Source organism: Rhodococcus sp. ACS1 (assembly GCF_002300155.1).
Lineage (GTDB): Bacteria > Actinomycetota > Actinomycetes > Mycobacteriales > Mycobacteriaceae > Rhodococcus_F > Rhodococcus_F koreensis.
Genome location: NZ_NSDZ01000001.1, coordinates 677070 through 695847, shown reverse-complemented (window position 1 = coordinate 695847; position 18778 = coordinate 677070). Strand labels below are relative to the sequence as shown.

Sequence of the window (18778 nt, the reverse complement as noted above, 5' to 3'; positions counted from 1 at the left end):
GGGGCGCCGTGGCATAGTCGCCTGGGGTGGGGTTTCACGAAGGGATGAGCATGGCGTCGGCACTGTGGCACGGATTCGCGGATATGGGCGCGGTGGAACAGAAGGGCGCCTTCGTGGTGTCTCGCGGCGAGGGCGCGTACATCTGGGACAACCGTGGCAACCGCTACCTCGATGCGACTGCGGGTCTGTGGTTCACCAACGTCGGGCACGGGCGTGCGGAGATCGCGGACGCCGTCGCGGAGCAGTTGCGGACGATGGCGCACTTCTCGAACTTCGGTGACTTCGTTCCCGAGACCACCGCGACCCTGGCCGATCGGCTCGCCACCATCGCGCCGGTGCCGGGCAGCAAGATCTTCCTCACCTCGGGTGGCTCGGATTCGGTGGACACGGCGGCCAAACTCGCCCGCCGCTACTGGCACGAAATGGGCAAGCCGGCCAAGACGATCGTGGTCGGCCGTCAGAAGGCCTACCACGGGATGCACGTCGCGGGCACTGCGCTGGCGGGTATTCCCGTCAACCGCGAGGGCTACGGCGAGCTGATGGCCGACGCCGCGACAGTCGCCTGGAACGACGCCAAGAGCCTGCTCGAGCTGATCGAGAAGGTGGGTGCCGACACGATCGCCGCGTTCTTCTGCGAACCCGTCATCGGCGCGGGCGGCGTGTACCTGCCGCCGGAGGGGTACCTCGCGGAGGTCCGCGACATCTGCCGCGAGCACGACATCCTGTTCGTGGTCGACGAAGTGGTGACGGGATTCGGCCGCATCGGCGGCGAGTGGTTCGCGTCGACGCGATTCGATCTGCAGCCCGACATGATGACGACGGCGAAGGGTCTCACGTCCGGGTACGTCCCGATGGGTGCGGTGTTCATCGCCCCGCGGGTGGCCGAGCCGTTCTTCGCCGGCGGGGTGTGGTGGCGGCACGGCTACACCTACGGTGGGCACGCGGGTGCCGCCGCGGCCGCACTCGCCAACCTCGACATCATCGAGCGCGAAAACCTGCTGGCGGAGTCGAAGCGGCTCGAGTCCTCGTTGCACGAGCACCTCGCGCCCCTCGCCGACCACCCGCGGGTCGAGGAAGTGCGCAGCGGTCTCGGTGCGGTCGCGGCCGTGCAGTTGGCCGATCCGGCGGAGGCACTCCCGTTCGTGAACACGTTGCGTGAGTTCGGCATCTCGGGCCGCGCCGCCGGTCAGGGCGCCATGCAGATCTCGCCGTCGTTCGTGATGACGGACGATCAGGTCGCTCAGCTCGCGGACGGGTTCCGCCGGGCGCTGGGCTGATCTTGGCCGGCGCCCCGCCTGCGGAGGCGGTGCAGGGCGCCGGTGACCCGGTCCCGCCACGTCGGCGACGCCAGCGCGATCTCCTGCTGCCCATCGTGCGCGGCGTACGCGCGGGTGTAGCGCTCGTGCAGACGGGCCCGCACCTCGTCGGGCGTGTACGCCTTGCGGTGCCGATCCGCGCGGACCACGACGACCCCGGTCGCGGCGACGCCCACCACACCGGCGAGTCCGAGAAGTTTCCACCATTGCCTGCCATGCAGTCGCATCCTTCTAGGCTAGGGCCCATGGACGCGCCACGGCACACGGACGCACGACGACACCGTTCCACCATCGACCTCGACACCGCGGTCGAGGTCACCCGCACCGGCGACATCTGGATCTTCCGCGGAGAGTCCCCGGCCGACAGGGCCATCCAGACGCTGACGAACAGTCCGGTCAACCACGTCGGCATGTCGGTGGTGCTCGAGGACCTTCCGCCGCTGATGTGGCACGCCGAGCTCGGGCATTCGTTGCAGGACATGTGGACGGGCCGCTTCCAGCGTGGTGTGCAACTCCACGACCTGCGCGCCGCGGTCCAGGTGTGGGGTGCGCGGTACGGGCAGCGGGGATGGCTGCGTCAGCTCGCCGAACCCGCGACGCCGCAGCAGGAGGACGCGTTGATGCGGGCGATCGCGCGGCTCGACGGAACGCCGTTCCCGTCCACCGCGAGACTCGCGTCGCGGTGGTTCGGCGGGCGCCTGCCCGGGTCGCGCCGTCGCCGGGAGCAGTCGGCGAGCCTCGAAAGCGCCTATTGCGCCGAGGTGGTCGCGCAGACGTACGAGGAGATGGGTCTGATCAGCGGTCGCAGGCGCACCAACTGGTACGACCCCGGCAAGTTCTGGAGCGGCGACCGGCTTCCGCTCGCTCCCGGTGTGACGCTGGGCCGGGAGATCGAGGTCAGCCTGAGCGAGGCCGACCTCGCCGCGGGGCGGGGAAGGCGGCCGACGTCAGAGGGTGCGTGACTTCTCGGGGTGTACCCGTCCGCCGACCTCGATCCAGCCGGCGGGGTCGTACGTTGTGCGCAGTTCGGACCCTTTGCCCTGGGTGATCAGGAGGGCGTGCCGCAGGTGCGCGGTGATCCGGACGGCGGCGGCTCCGGTGGCCTCGTCCTCGGTGATGCCCATGTCGGGGGCGAACATTCGCGACCGGATCGAATGCTCGACCTTGTCGGTCCACGCCCACAGGTAGTGGTGCCCGGCCCCGAACTTCTTCGGGTCGGCGGCCTGGACCTCGCGGACGCTGTCCATGGGGTACAGCGAGAACTCCGGCGCCCACTCGGGCCGGGCCCGCACCCAGGTGATCGCGCCGGAACGCCGGGTGGTGACGGGGCCCGCAGGGACGTCGAGTGTGGTGACCGCGGCACCGCGCTCGTGCAACCACCAGGACAGTCCGACGGTGGGATGTCCGGCGAAGGGCAGTTCGGTGGTGGGGGTGAAGATCTGGGCGCGCGCGTGCTCGTCGTCGGGCCCGGGGATGTCGACGAAGATCGTCTCGCTGTATCCGAGTGTGCGAGCGACGGACTGCCGGTCCTCGGGCGGGACGGCCGAGGAGTCGACGATGCCGAGCGGATTGCCGTGGCGTCCTTTGTCGTCGGTGAACACCCGGACGACGTCTACGTGGATGGGCATTGACGCACCCTATCGCTCCGGGCGTTCCTGCATTGTGCAGGAACCCGTCCAAAAGGCAGAGGCGATGGAAAGCATTAGGCTGATAGGCATGGCCGATCAGAGTTATCAACCCACACTGTCGCAGCTGCGTGCGTTCGTGGCAGTCGCGGAGTACCGCCATTTCGGCACGGCGGCAGCACGATTGAGTGTGAGCCAGCCCACACTGTCGCAGTCGCTGGCCGCCCTGGAGAACGGGCTGGGTGTGCAGCTCATCGAGCGCAGCACGCGGCGCGTCCTCGTCACCGCGGCGGGGGAGCGGCTCCTCGGTCAGGCCAAGGTGATTCTCGAGGCCGCGGACGGTTTCGTCGCGACGGCCGCGGGTGTCGGCGACCGGTTGGCCGGGCCCCTGCGGATCGGGCTCATTCCCACCGTCGCCCCCTACGTGCTGCCGGCCCTGCTGCCGGCGCTGCGCGAGGAGATGCCTGCACTGGAGCCGCAGGTCATCGAGGACCAGACTGGGCGACTTCTCGAGGCGCTGCGTGTGGGTTCACTCGACGTCGCGGTGCTGGCCCTGCCGAGCGGTGTCAGCGGTCTCGTCGACATCCCCTTGTACACAGAAGATTTCGTGATGGTCGTCCCGAAGGGGCACCCGCTGGCCGGTCGCACCGACATCTCGCCGCCGATGCTGGACGAGCTTCCTCTCCTGCTGCTCGACGAGGGGCACTGCCTGCGCGACCAGACCCTCGATCTGTGCCGTTCGGTGGATGCGCATCCGGTGGCGGGCGACACCCGCGCCACGTCGCTGTCGACGGTGGTGCAGTGCGTCGCCGGCGGACTCGGCGTGACCCTGGTGCCGGAATCCGCCGTCCAGGTGGAGACCGGACGGGGTCCGCTCGCGACGGCCCGCTTCGCCGCTCCCGCGCCCGGTCGCACGATCGGCCTCGTGTTCCGGTCGTCCAGTGCCCGCGCGGACGACTACGGGCAACTCGCGCGCCTGTTCACGAAGACGGCGCCGGTGGGCACCCCCGCCTGACGGCCGGGGAGTGTCAGGACCGCCGACGCGGTTTGCCCTTCTTGCCACCTTTGGGCTTGCCGCCCTTGGCTCCGGTGCCGGAGCGCGGCGTCCGCGTCCCCGTGGCCGGTTTCTGTCGTGCGGCCGCCGCGGCGGGACGCTTCTTCTTCGGCTCGGCCGCCGCCGGGCTGCGACCCCGGGAGCTGTTGACGGTGCGACCCCGGACGATGCCGATGAACTCCTCCACCAGTTCGGTGGTCTCGTCCTCGGGCCACGACAACGCGATCCGCGACTCCGGGCCGTCCGACACCGTCCGGTAGACGAGGTCCTTGCGGTGGTGGAGCCGGGCGAGCGACTGCGGGACGACGAGCAGCCCGACCCCCGCGGCGACCAGTTCGATCGCGTCGGCCGTCGTGGCCGGACGGTCCGCGGCAGGCAGTCCCGGCAGCCGGTCCCACACGAGGACGTCGTCGAGGGGGTGCTGGATGATCTCGTCGGCCAGATCCGCGATCGACACCTCGTCCACCGCCGCCACGACGTGGTCCTTCGGTGCCACGACCACCGGGATCTCGGTGTACAGCGGGATGGCGCTGAGACCGGTCCGGTCGATCGGCAGCCGCACCAGGCCCACGTCCGCACTCCGGCCACGCAACTGATCGGGTGCGTCCGAGGCGGACACGGGGACGAGGGTGAGGGGGACGTCGGGCAGCCGTTCGGCCCAGATCCGTACCCACTTGGTGGGGGTCACGCCCGGGACATACGCGAGCCGGAAGGGAGGGGATGCATCCGCGTCTGTCACTCCGTCAGGCTACCGGGCGTGGTCAACGGCACCGCACACGCTCGTTACTCTTGACACCATGACGTCGCACAAGAGCCCTCAGACTATGAAGCCCGCCACCGCGGCGAAGAAGCTGGGTGTGTACCTCGAGGCCACCCCCGCGGAGTTCCAGGAGGGTGTCGTCTCCCGCGACGAGCTCGGCGCACTGCAGAGCGATCCGCCGGAGTGGCTGCTCGAGCTGCGCCGCAACGGCCCGCACCCGCGTCCGGTGGTCGCGGCGAAGCTGGGGGTGTCCATCGCGGGCCTCGCGCGCGGCGGCATCACCGAGGCGCTCACCACCGAGCAGATCGACGCCCTCATGGCGGATCGCCCCGAATGGCTGCAGCAGGAGCGCGCCACCCAGGCCGAGGTCCGCAAGGAGACCGTCCGCATCAAGGAGAAGAACGCGGCACGGCGTGATCAGCCCCGCCGGCCGCGTTCGTGACCGCTATCCCTCGACGATGCTGAGCTCGTCGAAGATCACTTCACCGGCCGCGTCGGACTCGGGGAGGTCCACGACCGCCGTCAGCGCCCACCCGTGATCACCCTGCGGGTCCTCGAGGACCTGCCGGACCCGCCACAGCTCGTGCGCGGTCTCCACTTGGAACAGCTGGGGGCCGCGCGCCGAGGGTCCGGTGCCGAGCGAGTCGTATTCGTCAAAGTACGGCTGGAGCTGGTCCTCCCACTCCTCGGCGTCGATGCCGTCGTCCAGCCCCTCCAACTCGGCCCACCGCCGCCGCGAGGCGAGGTCGATGCGCCGGAACATGGCATTGCGCACCATCACCCGGAATGCCCGCGTGTTCGCGGAGATCGGGCGCGGCACGTCGGCGCCGAACGCGACCTGCTGGTCGTCGCCCTCGGCGCCGGGGTCGGTGAGTGATTCCCACTCGTCGAGCAGGCTCGAATCGACCTGACGGATCAGCTCACCCAGCCACTCGATGAGGTCGTCGAGTTCCTCCGTCCGGGCCTCGGTCGGAACGGTCTGGCGCAGTGCGCGATACGCGTCCGCGAGATACCGCAGCACGAGGCCTTCCGAACGGGCCAGACCGTAGTGGCTGACCATTTCGGCGAACGTCATGGCCCGCTCCACCATGTCCCGCACGACCGACTTGGGCGACAGCGCGAACTCCGTGATCCACGGATGCCCACCCCGGTACATCTCGAACGCCGGGAACAACAGGTCCGCGAGAGGCTTGGGCCAGGTGACCTCCTCGAGCAACTCCATGCGTTCCTCGTATTCGATCCCGTCGGCCTTCATCTGCGAGACCGCCTCGCCGCGGGCGAAGTGCTGCTGCGCCATGAGCACCTGCCGGGGGTCGTCGAGGGTCGACTCGATCACCGACACCACATCCAGTGCATAGGAATCGGATTCGACGTCGAGGAGTTCGAGGGCCGCCAGCGCGAACGGCGACAGCGGTTGGTTGAGTGCGAAATCCCGCTGGAGTTCCATCGTGAGCCGGGCCATCCGGCCGTCGGCGTCGGGCTCGTCGAGTCGCTGCACCACACCGGCGTCGATCAGCCCCCGGTACAGCGACAGCGCCTTGAGGATGTGCTTGCGCTGCGCCGGCCGCGGCTCGTGGTTGTCTTCGAGGAGGTGCCGCATGGACTCGAAGCAGTTACCCGGCCGTGCGATGACGTTGAGCAGCATGGAGTTCGACACGGAGAACCTCGACACGAGCGGTTCCGGCGATGCGGCGACGAGGCGATCGAACGTGGCCTCGCCCCACGACACGAATCCGTCCGGCGCCTTCTTGCGCTGCACCTTGCGGCGTTTCTTCGGGTCGTCGCCCGCCTTGGCCAGCGCCCGCAGATTCTCGACCTCGTGTTCGGGGGCCTGCACCACCACGGTGCCCAGGGTGTCGTAGCCGGCGCGTCCCGCACGTCCCGCGATCTGGTGGAACTCGCGGGCCCGCAGATGCCGCGTGCGGGTGCCGTCGAACTTGGTCAGCCCGGTCAGCAGCACGGTGCGGATGGGGACGTTGATCCCCACGCCGAGCGTGTCGGTGCCGCAGATCACCTTCAGCAGACCGTCCTGCGCCAGTTTCTCGATGAGGCGCCGGTATTTCGGCAGCATGCCCGCGTGGTGGACGCCGATGCCGTGCCGGACCAGACGGGAGAGCGTCTTGCCGAATCCGGTGGTGAACCGGAACCCGCCGAGGGCGTCGGCGATGGCGTCCTTCTCCTCGCGCGAACAGAAGTTGACGCTCGTCAGGGCCTGCGCGCGTTCCAGGGCGGCGGCCTGGGTGAAGTGGACGACGTACACCGGGGCCTGATTGGTGGTCACCAGTTCCTCGATCGTCTCGCTCACGGGTGTCGTCGCGTACGAGAACATCAGCGGAACGGGACGCTCGGTGCCCGCCACGACGGTGGTGGGCCGCCCGGTCCGGCGGGTGAGGTCGGACGAGAAGAAGTCGACCTCCCCGAGGGTGGCCGACATGAGGAGGAACTGGGCGTGGGGGAGTTCGACGAGGGGGACCTGCCACGCCCAGCCGCGGTCGGGTTCGGAGTAGAAGTGGAACTCGTCCATCACGACCTGGCCGATGTCGGAGTCGGGGCCCTCGCGCAGCGCGAGGTTCGCGACGATCTCGGCGGTCGCGCAGATGATCGGTGCCCGCGAGTTGACGGCGGCGTCGCCGGTCATCATGCCGACGTTCTCGGCGCCGAACACCTCGCACAGGGCGAAGAACTTCTCGCTGACAAGGGCTTTGATCGGGGCCGTGTAGAACGTGCGCTTGCCGGTGGCCATGGCGTAGAAGTGGGCGCCGACCGCCACCATCGACTTACCGGATCCGGTGGGCGTCGCCAGGATCACATTGGCCCCGGACACCAGCTCCATGACGGATTCTTCCTGGGCGGGATAGAGCGTCAGTCCTCGTTCTTCGGTCCAGGAGGTGAAGGCGTCGAAAACGGAATCGGAATCCGCGTTCTCGGGGAGCAGGTCGGAGAGAAGCACTGCTACAGGCTAGCCGGACGGCCGTGCGCCGCTGCCGGGCCTATGTCGCGCTGCGTTCGTCCGATCCCATCGCGTCGAGAACCGCCATGCGGGTGGACGCGCTGCCGGTGATGGTGCTCTCACCGACGCCGGTGACGAGCATCTGCCGCCACTTCGCCTCGTCGAACTGCAGGGGATGGGTTCCGGACAGGAACTTCTCGATGGTGCGCAGGAACCGCATCGGGTCGTCGCGGAACGGGAAATGTCCTGCGCCGCGGAAGATCTCGAGGTGGGAGCCGGGCATCGCCGCGTGCGCGAGGTGGGCGTGGCTCACCGGAATGACGGCGTCCTGATCACCCCAGATGAGCTGCACCGGGAGGTTCTCGGTCAGATAACATCGGTCGAGCATCGTGACGACCTGCCCGCGCCAGTCGACGACCGCGCGGAGGGTGCGCAGGTACGCCTCGTACGCGGTGGGGTCGTACAGCTCCGCGAGTACCCGCACCAGGTCGGGTGTGTCGTGGAGCATGGCACCGGGGCGCAGGCGCGTGCCGTTCAGCTGACTCAGCACGTTCCCCACCAGCCGCACGGTGGGCATCGCGCCGGGAATGCGCAGCAGCTTGAGCGCCTCGTTGACCACCGGGACGGACGCGAGCCGCAGCAGCGGATGGACGTCCTTGGTGACGCCGCCTGCCGACACCAGGACGAGGCGGTCGACCATCTGCGGGAACTGGTAGGAGAACTGCATGGCGACACCGCCGCCCAGCGAGTGACCGACGACGGTGACCTTGTCGATGCCCAGGGTGGACAGCAGGTCGCGCATGCCGTTGGCGTACGCCGCCACCGAGTAGTCGGCCCGCGGCTTGTCGGAGCGTCCGTGACCCAGCAGGTCGGGGGCGATGACGGTGTAGTTCTTGGCGAGATGCGGAATGATCTCGGTCCACGTGGACGAGTTGTCGCCGATGCCGTGGATCAGCAGCAGCGCGGGACCCTCGCCCGCCATGCGGAACGCGCGACGGTAGCCGTGGATGGTGCGGAACATCATGCGGGTTTCGGCGTTCGGAACAGGCCTGAGCTTACGAATGCGGTTGTCGCTCATGTCGCCTCCTGAACTAGGTGCACTTCCCGAATGTTGACAGCTCAATCATCGGCTTGGTCTCGACGCTATTGCACCGGTCCCGGCCGAACAACTGCACCGTGCGGTCGCACAGTGCCGGGAGGGCGACCGCACAAACCGCTACCCGGTCAGGCCCCGCCCTGTGATCCCCCCTCCTCCTCGGAGTTGCCGCTCTCGCCGTCCTGCATCGCCTGTTCGGCGAGGAAACGCTCGAATTCCGCACCGAGTTCGTCGCCACTCGGCAGGTCTTCCTCGCTGGCCAGGAGCGTGGATTGCTGTTCTTGAGCCGTTACGTAGGCATCGTACTGACGTTCCAGGGCGTGGACGACGGTTTGTACCTCGTCGTTACCTGCGATGTGCTCGTCGACCTGTTCGCGGACGCGGGCGGCGGCCTCGCCGAGCGCGGCCAGTGGCAGATCCAGGTCGGTGACGTCACTCACATTCTCGAGGAGGGTTTCCGCCGCCCCCGGGTAGTCCGTCTGAGCCAGGTAGTGGGGAACGTGAACCGAGAATCCCACCGACTCGTGCCCGTGCTGCGCCATCCGCAACTCGATCAGCGAGGACGCGCTGCCCGGCACCTGCAATTCACCCGACCAGCGCTGGTGGTCCTTGATCAGGTCCTTGTTGGTGGAATGTGCGGTCACACCGAGCGGGCGGGTGTGCGGGATGGCCATCGGGATGGCGTTGATGCCCACGGTCCGGCGCACACCGAGCTGCTCGGCCAGCAGGCGCACCGCCGTCGTGAACCGCTCCCAGCGCAGATCGGGCTCCATGCCGGCCAGCAGCAGGAACGGGGTACCCGCCGTGTCCTTCAGCGCATACAGGTTCAGCTCGGGCTGGTCGTAGTCCGAGAAGTGATCGGCCTTGAACGTCATCGTGGGCCGACGGGAGCGGTAGTCCACGAGCTCGTCGACCGCGAAGGAGGCGACGAGTTCGCTCTCGAGACTCTCGCGGAGATGCGTCGTGGCGAGTTTGACGGCGTGGCCTGCGTCGGAGAAGCCCTCGAGTCCATGGATCAGCACGGGTCCCTGCCCGTCCGCGGAGGACAGCTGCGGTGCCGGGAACTCCAGCTCGTACATCTTCGACTGTTCGTCCATTACAGACCTCTTCTCCTTCGTGCCTGGCCTCCAGTGTCCCCTATCGTCTCCGGCATCGATACGTCGGACTTTGCTCTCGGAGGCCCTGCTCTGGGGGAACACGCCACGCGCGACCGATAATTCCCGCCGCACGGCCTCCGGTGTTCGCCCACAGCGAGATCCCGCGCACGGTCTGTGGCAATGTGAGGAACGGCACGATCCGAGACGGACGACCCTGGAGGTGCGCGATGTCGACACGGGTACGAGCGATACGGGTACGAGCGATACGGCGATCGAAGGTCGAGTCGTGAGCGTGCGCATCGACCGAGTGGTCACCTCCGGCACCTTCAGCCTCGACGGTGGCACCTGGGACGTCGACAACAACGTGTGGATCGTCGGTGACGACGCCGAAGTCGTGGTGATCGACGCAGCTCATACCGCCGCCCCGATCGTCGCGGCCGTCGGCGGCAGGCGCGTCCGGGCGATCGTCTGCACCCACGGTCACAACGACCACGTCACCGTGGCCCCCGAACTGTCCGCGGCACTGGACGCCCCGCTCTTCCTCCATGCGGCCGACGACGTGTTGTGGCAGCAGACGCACCCCGCCGTCGCCTACACGCCGATCGAGGACGGGCAGGAGATCGCGGTGGCCGGGACCGACCTCCGCGTGCTCCACACGCCCGGGCATTCTCCCGGTTCCTGCTGCCTGTATCTGCCGGAGGTGGGGGAGTTGTTCAGCGGCGACACCCTGTTCTCGGGCGGTCCGGGAGCCACCGGGCGCTCCTACTCGGACTTCCCGACGATCATCGGATCCATTCGCGATCGCCTGTTCGCGCTGCCGGCGTCGACGACGGTCCGCACCGGGCACGGCGACGGCACCACCATCGGCACCGAGGCCCCGCATCTGGAGGAATGGATCGCCCGCGGCAGCTGAGCCGCAGCCTCCCCTGAGCCGCAGCCTCCCCGCTGTCGGTGTGCCGGCGTGGCAGAGTGGCGGAAAGGGTACATCCGACACGGGAGGACGACGGTGACATCTCGGCGCACAGCGGTACGGACGGCCGTCGCCCCGGTGGTCGCGCTGGCCGCGGCAGCGATTCTCGCCGGGTGTGCCTCGACCGTCTCCGGTGAACCGCAGCCGAGCACCACCATCGTGGCGGGTTCGCCGTCCGGAAAGGGACTGTCGAAGCTGCTGGTCGATCCGGCCGACTTCCCCGCCCGTTACGAGGCGATCGTCCTGCCCGCTCAGGCCGTGTCGATGGCGGCGCCCGACCTGACGGGGGTTCCGCAGGGCGCGGTGGTCGACCCCGCGGACTGTGCGCCGCCTGCACAGGACTACGGACCGACCGGCACGGTCATGGCGGTCGGTACCGACAATGCGAGCCGCTCGACGATCTCGGTCGAGCTCGCCAGGACCGATACACCCCTCGACGACCTGGCGGAACAGACGAAGAGGTGCGGTGAGGTCACCGTGACGGACAACGGGGCCGAGTCCACCGTCACCACCGAGATCACTCCGGCCCCTCCCGTCCGGGCGGACGACACCCTCGCGCTGCGGCGGACCGTCAAATCCGGCACCGGGAGCGAACAGGTCACCCAGTCGATGGTGACGCTGATCGCGCAGGTGGGCGACGTGCGGGTGTCCGCGACCTTCATGTCGTTCGGCGATGCGAAGGCCGACACCGTCGCGCTCGACGAAGTGTTCACCGCCGCCATGCAGAAGGTGCAGAACAGCTGAGCGGGCCCTAGCACAGGGCTCCGACGACTTCTCGGACGAACGGCGCGTCCGCCCGGCGCGGCGGCCGGGTTGTCCACAACCCGTCGCCCATCCACAGCCCTCTGTGTTTGCCCAGCTCGCCCGCCGGCCCCCGCGGCGTCGACCCGACAGAGTCTGGGGCATGACGACACCCGCATTCCCCCACGGTTCCGGCTTCTCCGACGATCCCGGCGGGGAACCGCCCCCGCAGCAGCACACGGTCACGCTGTCCGCTCCGGACGACCTCCTCGCCTCGATTCCCGCACTGCTCGGATTCCGGCCGGCCCGGTCGATCGTGGCGGTGTGCCTGACCGGGAAGCGCAACTCGTCGGTCGGCGCCGTCATGAGACATGACCTGGTCCTCGGAGGTGCCGGAGGGCCGAGCCCGACGATGTGCGCGGCGCTGGGCCAGTTCGCCACCGTCTGTGAGCGCGACCGCGCCGGCGGGGTGATCCTGGTTCTCGTCGACGACCGTGTCACCGGCCCGTCCGCGCTCTGCCTCGACGAATTGTCCGCGATCGTCGAAGAATTCGAGGAGCTCCTCGAATTCACGCCGACCGACCTTCTCGACGTCTTCCTCACGGCGGAGATCGCTTCGGGCGGTGCATGGTTCAGCTTCTTCGGCGGCAATTACGGTGTCCAGTCCGATCCGGCGTCGTCCCGCGTCGCGCTCGCGCGGGTCCTCGAGGGCAAGCCCATCCGCGCCTCGCGCGAGGAGATGGAGGCCACGATCGAGGTGGGGCCGGTGCTCGAACGGATGCAGATTGCCGCCCTCATCGAACGTGGCCGCCCATCGTCGCTTCTGCGAAGGCAACTGGCCGAGCGGTCGCCCATGCCGGATCGCTGCCACCGACTCGAGCTCGAACTGGTGCTGACACACGTGGCGCGGGTGTCGTCCGGTGAGAGGCTCCTCGCACCGGAGTACGCGGAACTCGCGCTCGCACTGGACAACGTCACCGTCCGGGACAGCGTGCTCGCACTCGCCGTGGGCCCGTACGCCGACGATGCCGAGCAACTGTGGATTCTCCTGGCCCGCAACCTTCCCGACCCGGAACGCGCGAACCCGGCGGCGCTGCTCGGCTACAGCGCCTACCTGCGGGGGGACGGGCCGTTCGCCGGCATCGCATTGGCCGCCGCGCTGGACTCGGAGCCGGGGCACAGGCTGGCCACCCTGCTGGACGGTGCACTGCACAGCGGAATGCGGCCGGCCGAGGTGCGGGGACTGGCCGACGTCGGTTACGAACGCGCGAGCGCGGTCGGTGTCGTGCTGCCCCCGCCGCTCGCCGGCTGAGCCCGCGTCAACGACGTGCCGCGTGGGACCGGTCGCCCAGCTCCTGCAGGTAGGTCCAGGCGTCGGCGACGATCTCGTCGAGGTCCGTGTGCTCCGGCCGCCACCCGAGTTCCGCGATCGCACGATCACTCGACGCGACGAGCACGGCGGGATCGCCTGCCCGGCGCGGCGCGTCCTCGACCGCGATGGGGAGCCCGGTGACCCGCGCGCACGCCGAGATGACTTCGCGCACACTGAAACCCGCGCCGCTACCGAGATTGTAGATGCGGTGCCTGCCCTCGATCGACGACTCCAAGGCCAGCACGTGCGCCTCGGCGAGGTCGAGCACATGGATGTAGTCGCGGATCGCCGTTCCGTCCGGGGTGGGCCAGTCGGTTCCGAAGATCGAGATCTTCTCCCGCTGGCCGAGCGCCACCTGGAGCACGAGAGGAATCAAATGCGTTTCGACGACCCGGTTCTCGCCGGCCGACTTGTACGCTCCCGCGACGTTGAAATACCGCAGGCTGGTCGCCGCGAGCGAATGCGCCACCGAGTACGAGGTGATGGCATGGTCGATCGCGAGCTTCGTCGCCCCGTACGGGTTGGTGGGACGCGTCGGATCGGCCTCCGTGATCGGCGAGTGCTCCGGTTCGCCGTACGTCGCGGCCGTCGACGAGAACACGAGTTTCTGCGTCCCCGAGTGCCGCATGGCCTCGAGGAGTTCGAGCGTGGTGACGACGTTGCCGCGCCAGTACTTTTCCGGGTACTGGACCGACTCGCCGACGAGCGACTGCGCGGCGAAGTGCAGCACCCCGTCGAACCGGGGAGTGCCGCTCGTGCCCAGCACCTCCGCCGCCACGTCCGCGACGTCGCCCTCGATGAACTCGGCACCGAGCGGCACCGCGTCGGCATTACCCGTCGACAGGTCGTCGATGACGACGACCTCGTGTCCTCGTTCGAGCAGGACCGTGCTGCAGACGCTGCCGACATAGCCGGCGCCGCCGGTGACCAGAAGTTTCATCGACTATCCCTGAACCTGCTTCACCTGGACGGCGTGCGCCATCTCCTCGGACAGATCGAACCCGCTGTGGCCGGGCACCGTGATCGTGACCGACCCGGGCTTGGTCTCGACGGTGACGCGCGCGTCCGGAACGACGCCCGCCTCACGCAACTGTCCGATGACGTCCGGATCCGACTGGACGTGCTCGGCGAGACGGCGGACGACGACCGCAGTCGGCTTGCCGGGTGGCACGTCCGTGAGGCGGATGAGCGTCTCCGGGGGGTCGACCGGGCGGTCCAGCCCAAGCAGAGCCAGTCCCGGAATCGGGTTGCCGTACGGCGAGGTGGTGGGGTTGTTGAGCACCTCCACCAGGCGCCGCTCCACTTCCTCGCTCATGACGTGCTCCCACCGGCACGCCTCCGCGTGAACCTCTTCCCACCGGAGACCGATGACGTCCACGAGGAGTCGTTCGGCCAGGCGGTGCTTCCGCATCACGGACACCGCGAGCTCGCGGCCCTTCTCCGTCAGTTCCAGGTGGCGGTCACCGGCGACCAGGAGAAGGCCGTCACGTTCCATCCGGGCGACTGTCTGGCTGACCGTCGGACCGCTCTGCTCGAGTCGTTCGGCAATACGTGCTCGAAGTGGGACGACGCCCTCTTCTTCCAAGTCATAGATCGTCCGGAGGTACATCTCCGTGGTGTCGACCAGATCCTTCACACTCACACCCCTTCGTCTCGGTTGATTCTACCGGTGATTGCCCGGCACCGGCGCCGTCCGTCCCCGCCGCGCGTCGGTGCCGGTCCGGTGGGGTCTGCTGACACCCTCCACGGGGACCAGTAGCGTGAGTCCATGACCGCGTCGTTCAGTTCCGGGGAGGATTCGGCTGCACTGGTATCGAACCGTGCAGTCGTGTGGAGTCCGGACTATCTCAGTTATCGGTGGAGTGCGGACCATCCGATGAATCCCACGCGGCTCGAGCTGACCATGTCGCTCGCGCGCAGCCTCGGGACTCTGGAGGGAGTCGAACTGTTGCGGCCCGCCGCCGCCTCGGACGCAGATCTGTTGAGGATCCACACTCCCGCGTACATCGAAGCGGTCAAACAGGCCGGTCACTCCGCGACGTCCGGTGTGCTCGGCGCGGAGGCACCGCACGGGCTCGGCACGGAGGACAATCCCGTTTTCCCCCAGATGCACGAGGCGAGCGCGATCCTCGCCGGCGGATCCCTCGCCGCGGCGCAGGAGATCGCCGCGGGCCGCACCCGCCGCGCCGTCAGCATCGGCGGCGGCATGCATCACGCCATGCCCGACTGGGCCTCCGGCTTCTGTGTGTACAACGATGTCGCCATAGCCGTTTCCTGGCTGCTGGACAACGGTTTCGACCGGATCGCCTACATCGACGTCGACGCACACCACGGTGACGGCGTCCAGCACGCGTTCGCGAACGACCCGCGGGTCCTGACGATCTCGCTGCACCAGCACCCGGCAACCCTCTGGCCCAACACGGGGTGGTCGAGCGAAGTCGGCGAGGGATCGGGGGAGGGCACGGCGATCAACCTGCCCGTGCTGCCCGGCACCGTCGACGCGTTGTGGCTGCGTGGTTTCCACGCCGTCGTGCCGGGTGCCCTCGCCGCGTTCCGGCCGCAGATCGTGATCAGTCAGTGCGGTGTCGACAGCCACCGGGAGGACCCGCTGGCCGACCTCGCGCTGACCGTAGACGGCCAGCGGGCCGCGTTCCTCGCGATGCGCGACCTCGCCGACCGCTACGCCGAGGGGCGCTGGCTCGCCGTCGGCGGCGGCGGTTACGGCCTCGTCCGGGTCGTTCCGCGTGCGTGGACCCACCTGATCGCCGCGGCGCTCGACCGGGAGATCGACACGGCCCGTGCCGTGCCCGAGGCCTGGCAGGAGCGGGCTCACGCCCTCGCGCCCAGCGTCGACCTGCCGGACACCATGGGCGACGGCGGGGAGGTCGACTACCTGCCGTGGGACGGTCCCGGTGGCACACCGGAAACCGGGATTCCGTCGGTCGACCGCGCACTGACGCGGATCGACTCCGCCGTCATTGCCACCCGCCGCGCCTGCTTCCCGCTACTCGGACTCGACCCGGAGGATCCCCGTGACTGAGCAGGCGGACGACAGCGAAACGACCGGCGCCACGGAGTCGTCGGGCGGCGCGGAGACGGGCAGCACTGAGTCGTCGGGTAGTGCCGGGGCGACGGGGAAACCCGACCCCGCGCACAACTACCCGCGGCACTGGGTCGCCGACGTGCTCGCGGCGGACGGCGGGGCGGTCGCGCTGCGGCCGATCGTGCCCGAGGACGCCGACAAACTCGTTGCGTTCCACTCCAAGCTGTCCGAACGCACCCGCTATCTACGGTATTTCGGTCCCTACCCGACCATGTCGCAACGGGACGTCGTTCATTTCACCACGGTCGACCACCACGACCGGGTCGCGTTCGTGGTGCTGCTGGGGGACGAGATCATCGCCGTCGGCCGGTACGAGCGGCTCACCGGCGAGGGGGACGGCAAATCCGCGGAGGTGGCATTCGTCGTCGCCGACGCGCACCAGGGCCGCGGACTCGGGCCGATCCTGCTCGAGCACCTGGCCGCGGCGGCCGCGGAGAGCGGTCTGACGATGTTCGTCGCCGAGGTCCTCGCGGAGAACCGGAACATGGTGACCGTCTTCCGTGAGGCGGGATATCAGGTGAGTCGCAGCTTCGAGGGCGGCGTGCTCAGGCTCGAGTTCGCGATCGACCCCACGGAAGCGATGGTGTCCGTGCGGAATTCCCGCGAGCGGGCCGCCGAGGCGCGGAGTATGCGCAACGTGCTCAGTCCGCGTTCGGTCGCGGTGATCGGCGCGTCCACCGACCGGGCGAAGGTCGGCAACGCCGTCCTGACCAACCTGCTGCGGGCCGGATTCACCGGCCCGGTGTATCCGGTCAACGCCGAGCACCGTTCGGTCCACGGGGTGCGGGCGTACCCGACGGTCCGGGACATCCCCGACGAGGTGGACCTCGCGGTCGTCGCCGTCCCCGCCGAATCGATCAACGCCGTCCTCGACGACTGCCTGGACAAGGGGGTCAAGGCCCTCGTCGTCGTGTCCTCGGGATTCAGTGAAACCGGAATGGACGGACGGCAGTCCGAGCGCCGCCTCGTCCACGCCGCCCGCGCACACGGGATGCGGCTGATCGGTCCGAACGCGCTCGGCGTGGCCAACAACGACCGAGAGGTGTCGTTGAACGCCACCCTCGCGCCGGTGCTGCCGAGCCCCGGCAACGTCGGATTCTTCTGCCAATCCGGCGCCCTCGGCATCGCCATCCTCGACGAGGCCGCGCGGAGCCGAATCGGGTTGTCCGCGTTCGTCTCTGCAGGCAACCGCGCCGACGTCTCCGGCAACGACCTGCTGCAGTACTGGGATTCGGACCCGGCCACCGAGGTCGTGCTGCTGTATCTGGAGAGCTTCGGCAATCCCCGCAAGTTCTCGCGCATCGCGCGGAGGGTGGCGAGAAACAAGCCGATCGTCGCGGTCAAGAGTGGGCGGCACGCCGTCCCGCCCGCGCTGGCGGCCAGCGGCGGCGAGATGGACGATTCGATCGTGCGTGCACTCTTCGAGCAGGCCGGGGTGGTGCAGGTCGGGTCGATCTCGCAGCTGTTCGACTGTGCGCTGCTGTTCGGGTACCAGCCGCTGCCCGCAGGCCCCCGGCTCGCCGTGGTCGGGAACTCCACCGCGCTCGGTGTCCTGGCGGCCGACGCGGCCCGCAGCGAGGGTCTGCAGGTCGGCGACCCCGTCGACCTCGGCCCGCAGGCCGGTCCCGAGGAATTCGCGACGGCGGTGCGGACGGCGCTCGCGTCCTTCGACGTCGATTCGGTGATCGCCGTGTTCGTTCCCCCGGTCGCCGTGCCCGCCGAACCGTATGCCCAGGCGCTGCGGGAAGCGGTGCGGGACGCCGACAAACCCGTCCTCACGACGTTCCTCGCGGCGGAGGGTGTGCCCGACGTCCTGGCGGTCCGGGGTGAGGACGGGCATCCGACGCGCGGTTCGGTGCCGTCCTATCCGGGTCCGGAACGCGCGGCGCTGGCGCTGGCGCGGGCCTGGCGGTACTCGGCCTGGAAGAGTAAGCCGTCCTCGAAAGTCGTGCGCCCCAACGGAATCGATCCGGAGCGGGCGAAAGCGCTGGTCGACGGCTGGCTCGGGGCGTCGTCCGGACGCTGGCTGTCGGACTTCGAGGCGTCGCAACTCCTCGCGTGCTACGGCGTGGACGTCGTGGAATTCCGGTCCGCCACCACCGAGGAGGAGGCCGTGCAGGCCGCCGAGGAACTGGGATACCCGGTGGCGGTGAAGGCGACGGGGGAACAGTGGCGGCACCGGCCCGACCTCGGCGGCGTCCGCCTCGACCTCGTCGGACCGGACTCGGTCCGCTGGGCCTACCGCGACCTCGCCGCCGCATCCGGTGAACCCCTGCTCCACGTGCAGCGGATGGCCACCAAGGGAATCGGCTGCGTCGTCGGCGTGCAGGACGACCCGTCGTTCGGCTCGCTCATCTCGTTCGGGCTCGCCGGCGTGATCTCCGACCTGCTCGGTGACCGCGCCTACCGGGTGCTGCCCCTCACCGAGGACGCCGCGGCGGAGCTGATCGACGCACCGAAGGCCGCGCCGCTGCTGTCCGGCTACCGCAGCGCGGTGCCGGTGAACAAATCGGCCCTCGTCGACCTCGTACAGCGGATCTCCGCTCTCGCCGACGACCTGCCGGAGGTGCGGGAACTGGCCTGCGAACCGGTGCTCGCGTCCGCCGAGGGCGCGCTGGTCACCGATTCGCGCGTGCGGATCGGCCCTGAGCCCAGCGTCGCCGACCTCGGACCCCGCCGGCTGCGCTGACCCGA

General features: G+C 69.1%; 17 protein-coding genes. 9 read left to right on the top strand and 8 right to left on the bottom strand.

Annotated elements, in window-relative coordinates; all coding sequences use genetic code 11:
- Positions 1–44: 44 nt before the first annotated feature.
- On the top strand, positions 45–1277 hold the full coding sequence (locus tag CJ179_RS03275) for an aspartate aminotransferase family protein (protein ID WP_072942378.1): 1233 nt from the start codon (positions 45–47) through the stop codon (positions 1275–1277).
- Here CJ179_RS03275 and CJ179_RS03270 read toward each other — a convergent pair.
- Positions 1241–1543, bottom strand: coding sequence for a hypothetical protein (locus CJ179_RS03270; RefSeq protein ID WP_095860684.1), 303 nt, complete (start codon positions 1541–1543; stop codon positions 1241–1243). The genes CJ179_RS03275 and CJ179_RS03270 overlap by 37 nt on opposite strands.
- A gap of 18 nt (positions 1544–1561) precedes the next feature.
- Here CJ179_RS03270 and CJ179_RS03265 point away from each other — a divergent pair, with 18 nt between their 5' ends.
- Positions 1562–2278 (top strand): hypothetical protein, encoded by a 717-nt coding sequence (locus CJ179_RS03265; RefSeq protein ID WP_095860683.1) that lies wholly within the window; start codon positions 1562–1564, stop codon positions 2276–2278.
- Here the strand turns inward: CJ179_RS03265 and CJ179_RS03260 are convergent.
- Positions 2264–2944: a PhzF family phenazine biosynthesis protein gene (locus tag CJ179_RS03260; RefSeq protein ID WP_072942372.1), complete on the bottom strand. Its 681-nt coding sequence runs from the start codon at positions 2942–2944 to the stop codon at positions 2264–2266. The genes CJ179_RS03265 and CJ179_RS03260 overlap by 15 nt on opposite strands.
- An 88-nt stretch (positions 2945–3032) precedes the next feature.
- Between CJ179_RS03260 and CJ179_RS03255 the strand changes: the two genes are divergently transcribed.
- Complete coding sequence (locus CJ179_RS03255; RefSeq protein ID WP_095860682.1) at positions 3033–3956, top strand: hydrogen peroxide-inducible genes activator; 924 nt, start codon at positions 3033–3035, stop codon at positions 3954–3956.
- Positions 3957–3969: 13 nt separating this feature from the next.
- On the opposite strand, the gene CJ179_RS03250 is transcribed toward CJ179_RS03255, so the two are convergent.
- Positions 3970–4734: a LysR family substrate-binding domain-containing protein gene (locus CJ179_RS03250; RefSeq protein ID WP_095860681.1), complete on the bottom strand. Its 765-nt coding sequence runs from the start codon at positions 4732–4734 to the stop codon at positions 3970–3972.
- 58 nt (positions 4735–4792) lie between these two features.
- Here CJ179_RS03250 and CJ179_RS03245 point away from each other — a divergent pair, with 58 nt between their 5' ends.
- Positions 4793–5197 (top strand): DUF5997 family protein, encoded by a 405-nt coding sequence (locus tag CJ179_RS03245; protein ID WP_072942367.1) that lies wholly within the window; start codon positions 4793–4795, stop codon positions 5195–5197.
- A gap of 3 nt (positions 5198–5200) precedes the next feature.
- On the opposite strand, the gene CJ179_RS03240 is transcribed toward CJ179_RS03245, so the two are convergent.
- The 3 genes from CJ179_RS03240 to CJ179_RS03230 form a co-directional block, all read right to left on the bottom strand.
- A complete protein-coding gene (locus CJ179_RS03240) occupies positions 5201–7705 on the bottom strand; it encodes an RNA helicase (protein WP_095860680.1) in 2505 nt (834 codons plus the stop codon).
- Between the two features lie 40 nt (positions 7706–7745).
- Positions 7746–8783 (bottom strand): alpha/beta fold hydrolase, encoded by a 1038-nt coding sequence (locus CJ179_RS03235; RefSeq protein WP_015890471.1) that lies wholly within the window; start codon positions 8781–8783, stop codon positions 7746–7748.
- Between the two features lie 146 nt (positions 8784–8929).
- Positions 8930–9898, bottom strand: a complete 969-nt coding sequence (locus CJ179_RS03230; RefSeq protein ID WP_095860679.1) for a proteasome assembly chaperone family protein — start codon at positions 9896–9898, stop codon at positions 8930–8932.
- 286 nt (positions 9899–10184) lie between these two features.
- Here CJ179_RS03230 and CJ179_RS03225 point away from each other — a divergent pair, with 286 nt between their 5' ends.
- From CJ179_RS03225 to CJ179_RS03215, 3 genes are all read left to right on the top strand, one after another.
- On the top strand, positions 10185–10811 hold the full coding sequence (locus tag CJ179_RS03225) for an MBL fold metallo-hydrolase (RefSeq protein WP_095860678.1): 627 nt from the start codon (positions 10185–10187) through the stop codon (positions 10809–10811).
- Between the two features lie 135 nt (positions 10812–10946).
- Positions 10947–11612, top strand: a complete 666-nt coding sequence (locus CJ179_RS03220) for a DUF5642 family protein (protein ID WP_095860677.1) — start codon at positions 10947–10949, stop codon at positions 11610–11612.
- A 160-nt stretch (positions 11613–11772) separates the two neighbouring features.
- Positions 11773–12921 (top strand): DUF4192 domain-containing protein, encoded by a 1149-nt coding sequence (locus CJ179_RS03215; RefSeq protein ID WP_072942362.1) that lies wholly within the window; start codon positions 11773–11775, stop codon positions 12919–12921.
- Between the two features lie 7 nt (positions 12922–12928).
- Here the strand turns inward: CJ179_RS03215 and galE are convergent, their stop codons facing one another.
- Positions 12929–13921, bottom strand: coding sequence for a UDP-glucose 4-epimerase GalE (gene galE / locus CJ179_RS03210; RefSeq protein WP_072942361.1), 993 nt, complete (start codon positions 13919–13921; stop codon positions 12929–12931).
- Between the two features lie 3 nt (positions 13922–13924).
- Complete coding sequence (locus tag CJ179_RS03205) at positions 13925–14617, bottom strand: metal-dependent transcriptional regulator (RefSeq protein ID WP_015890477.1); 693 nt, start codon at positions 14615–14617, stop codon at positions 13925–13927.
- 132 nt (positions 14618–14749) lie between these two features.
- Between CJ179_RS03205 and CJ179_RS03200 the strand changes: the two genes are divergently transcribed.
- The gene (locus tag CJ179_RS03200) at positions 14750–16021 is read left to right on the top strand and encodes an acetoin utilization protein AcuC (protein WP_072942360.1); all 1272 of its coding nucleotides are present in this window, start codon (positions 14750–14752) and stop codon (positions 16019–16021) included.
- Complete coding sequence (locus tag CJ179_RS03195) at positions 16014–18773, top strand: GNAT family N-acetyltransferase (RefSeq protein WP_072942359.1); 2760 nt, start codon at positions 16014–16016, stop codon at positions 18771–18773. Before CJ179_RS03200 ends, CJ179_RS03195 begins: the two co-directional genes overlap by 8 nt.
- Positions 18774–18778 lie beyond the last annotated feature (5 nt).

Excerpts from the sequence above, each read along its gene's own strand:
- CJ179_RS03200 (WP_072942360.1), top strand. The coding sequence starts at position 14,750 with ATGACCGCGTCGTTCAGTTCCGGGGAGGATTCGGCTGCACTGGTATCG.
- CJ179_RS03270 (WP_095860684.1), bottom strand. The coding sequence starts at position 1,543 with ATGCGACTGCATGGCAGGCAATGGTGGAAACTTCTCGGACTCGCCGGT.
- CJ179_RS03275 (WP_072942378.1), top strand. The coding sequence starts at position 45 with ATGAGCATGGCGTCGGCACTGTGGCACGGATTCGCGGATATGGGCGCG.
- CJ179_RS03260 (WP_072942372.1), bottom strand. The coding sequence starts at position 2,944 with ATGCCCATCCACGTAGACGTCGTCCGGGTGTTCACCGACGACAAAGGA.
- CJ179_RS03245 (WP_072942367.1), top strand. The coding sequence starts at position 4,793 with ATGACGTCGCACAAGAGCCCTCAGACTATGAAGCCCGCCACCGCGGCG.
- CJ179_RS03215 (WP_072942362.1), top strand. The coding sequence starts at position 11,773 with ATGACGACACCCGCATTCCCCCACGGTTCCGGCTTCTCCGACGATCCC.
- CJ179_RS03235 (WP_015890471.1), bottom strand. The coding sequence starts at position 8,783 with ATGAGCGACAACCGCATTCGTAAGCTCAGGCCTGTTCCGAACGCCGAA.
- CJ179_RS03255 (WP_095860682.1), top strand. The coding sequence starts at position 3,033 with ATGGCCGATCAGAGTTATCAACCCACACTGTCGCAGCTGCGTGCGTTC.
- CJ179_RS03265 (WP_095860683.1), top strand. The coding sequence starts at position 1,562 with ATGGACGCGCCACGGCACACGGACGCACGACGACACCGTTCCACCATC.
- CJ179_RS03230 (WP_095860679.1), bottom strand. The coding sequence starts at position 9,898 with ATGGACGAACAGTCGAAGATGTACGAGCTGGAGTTCCCGGCACCGCAG.
- galE (WP_072942361.1), bottom strand. The coding sequence starts at position 13,921 with ATGAAACTTCTGGTCACCGGCGGCGCCGGCTATGTCGGCAGCGTCTGC.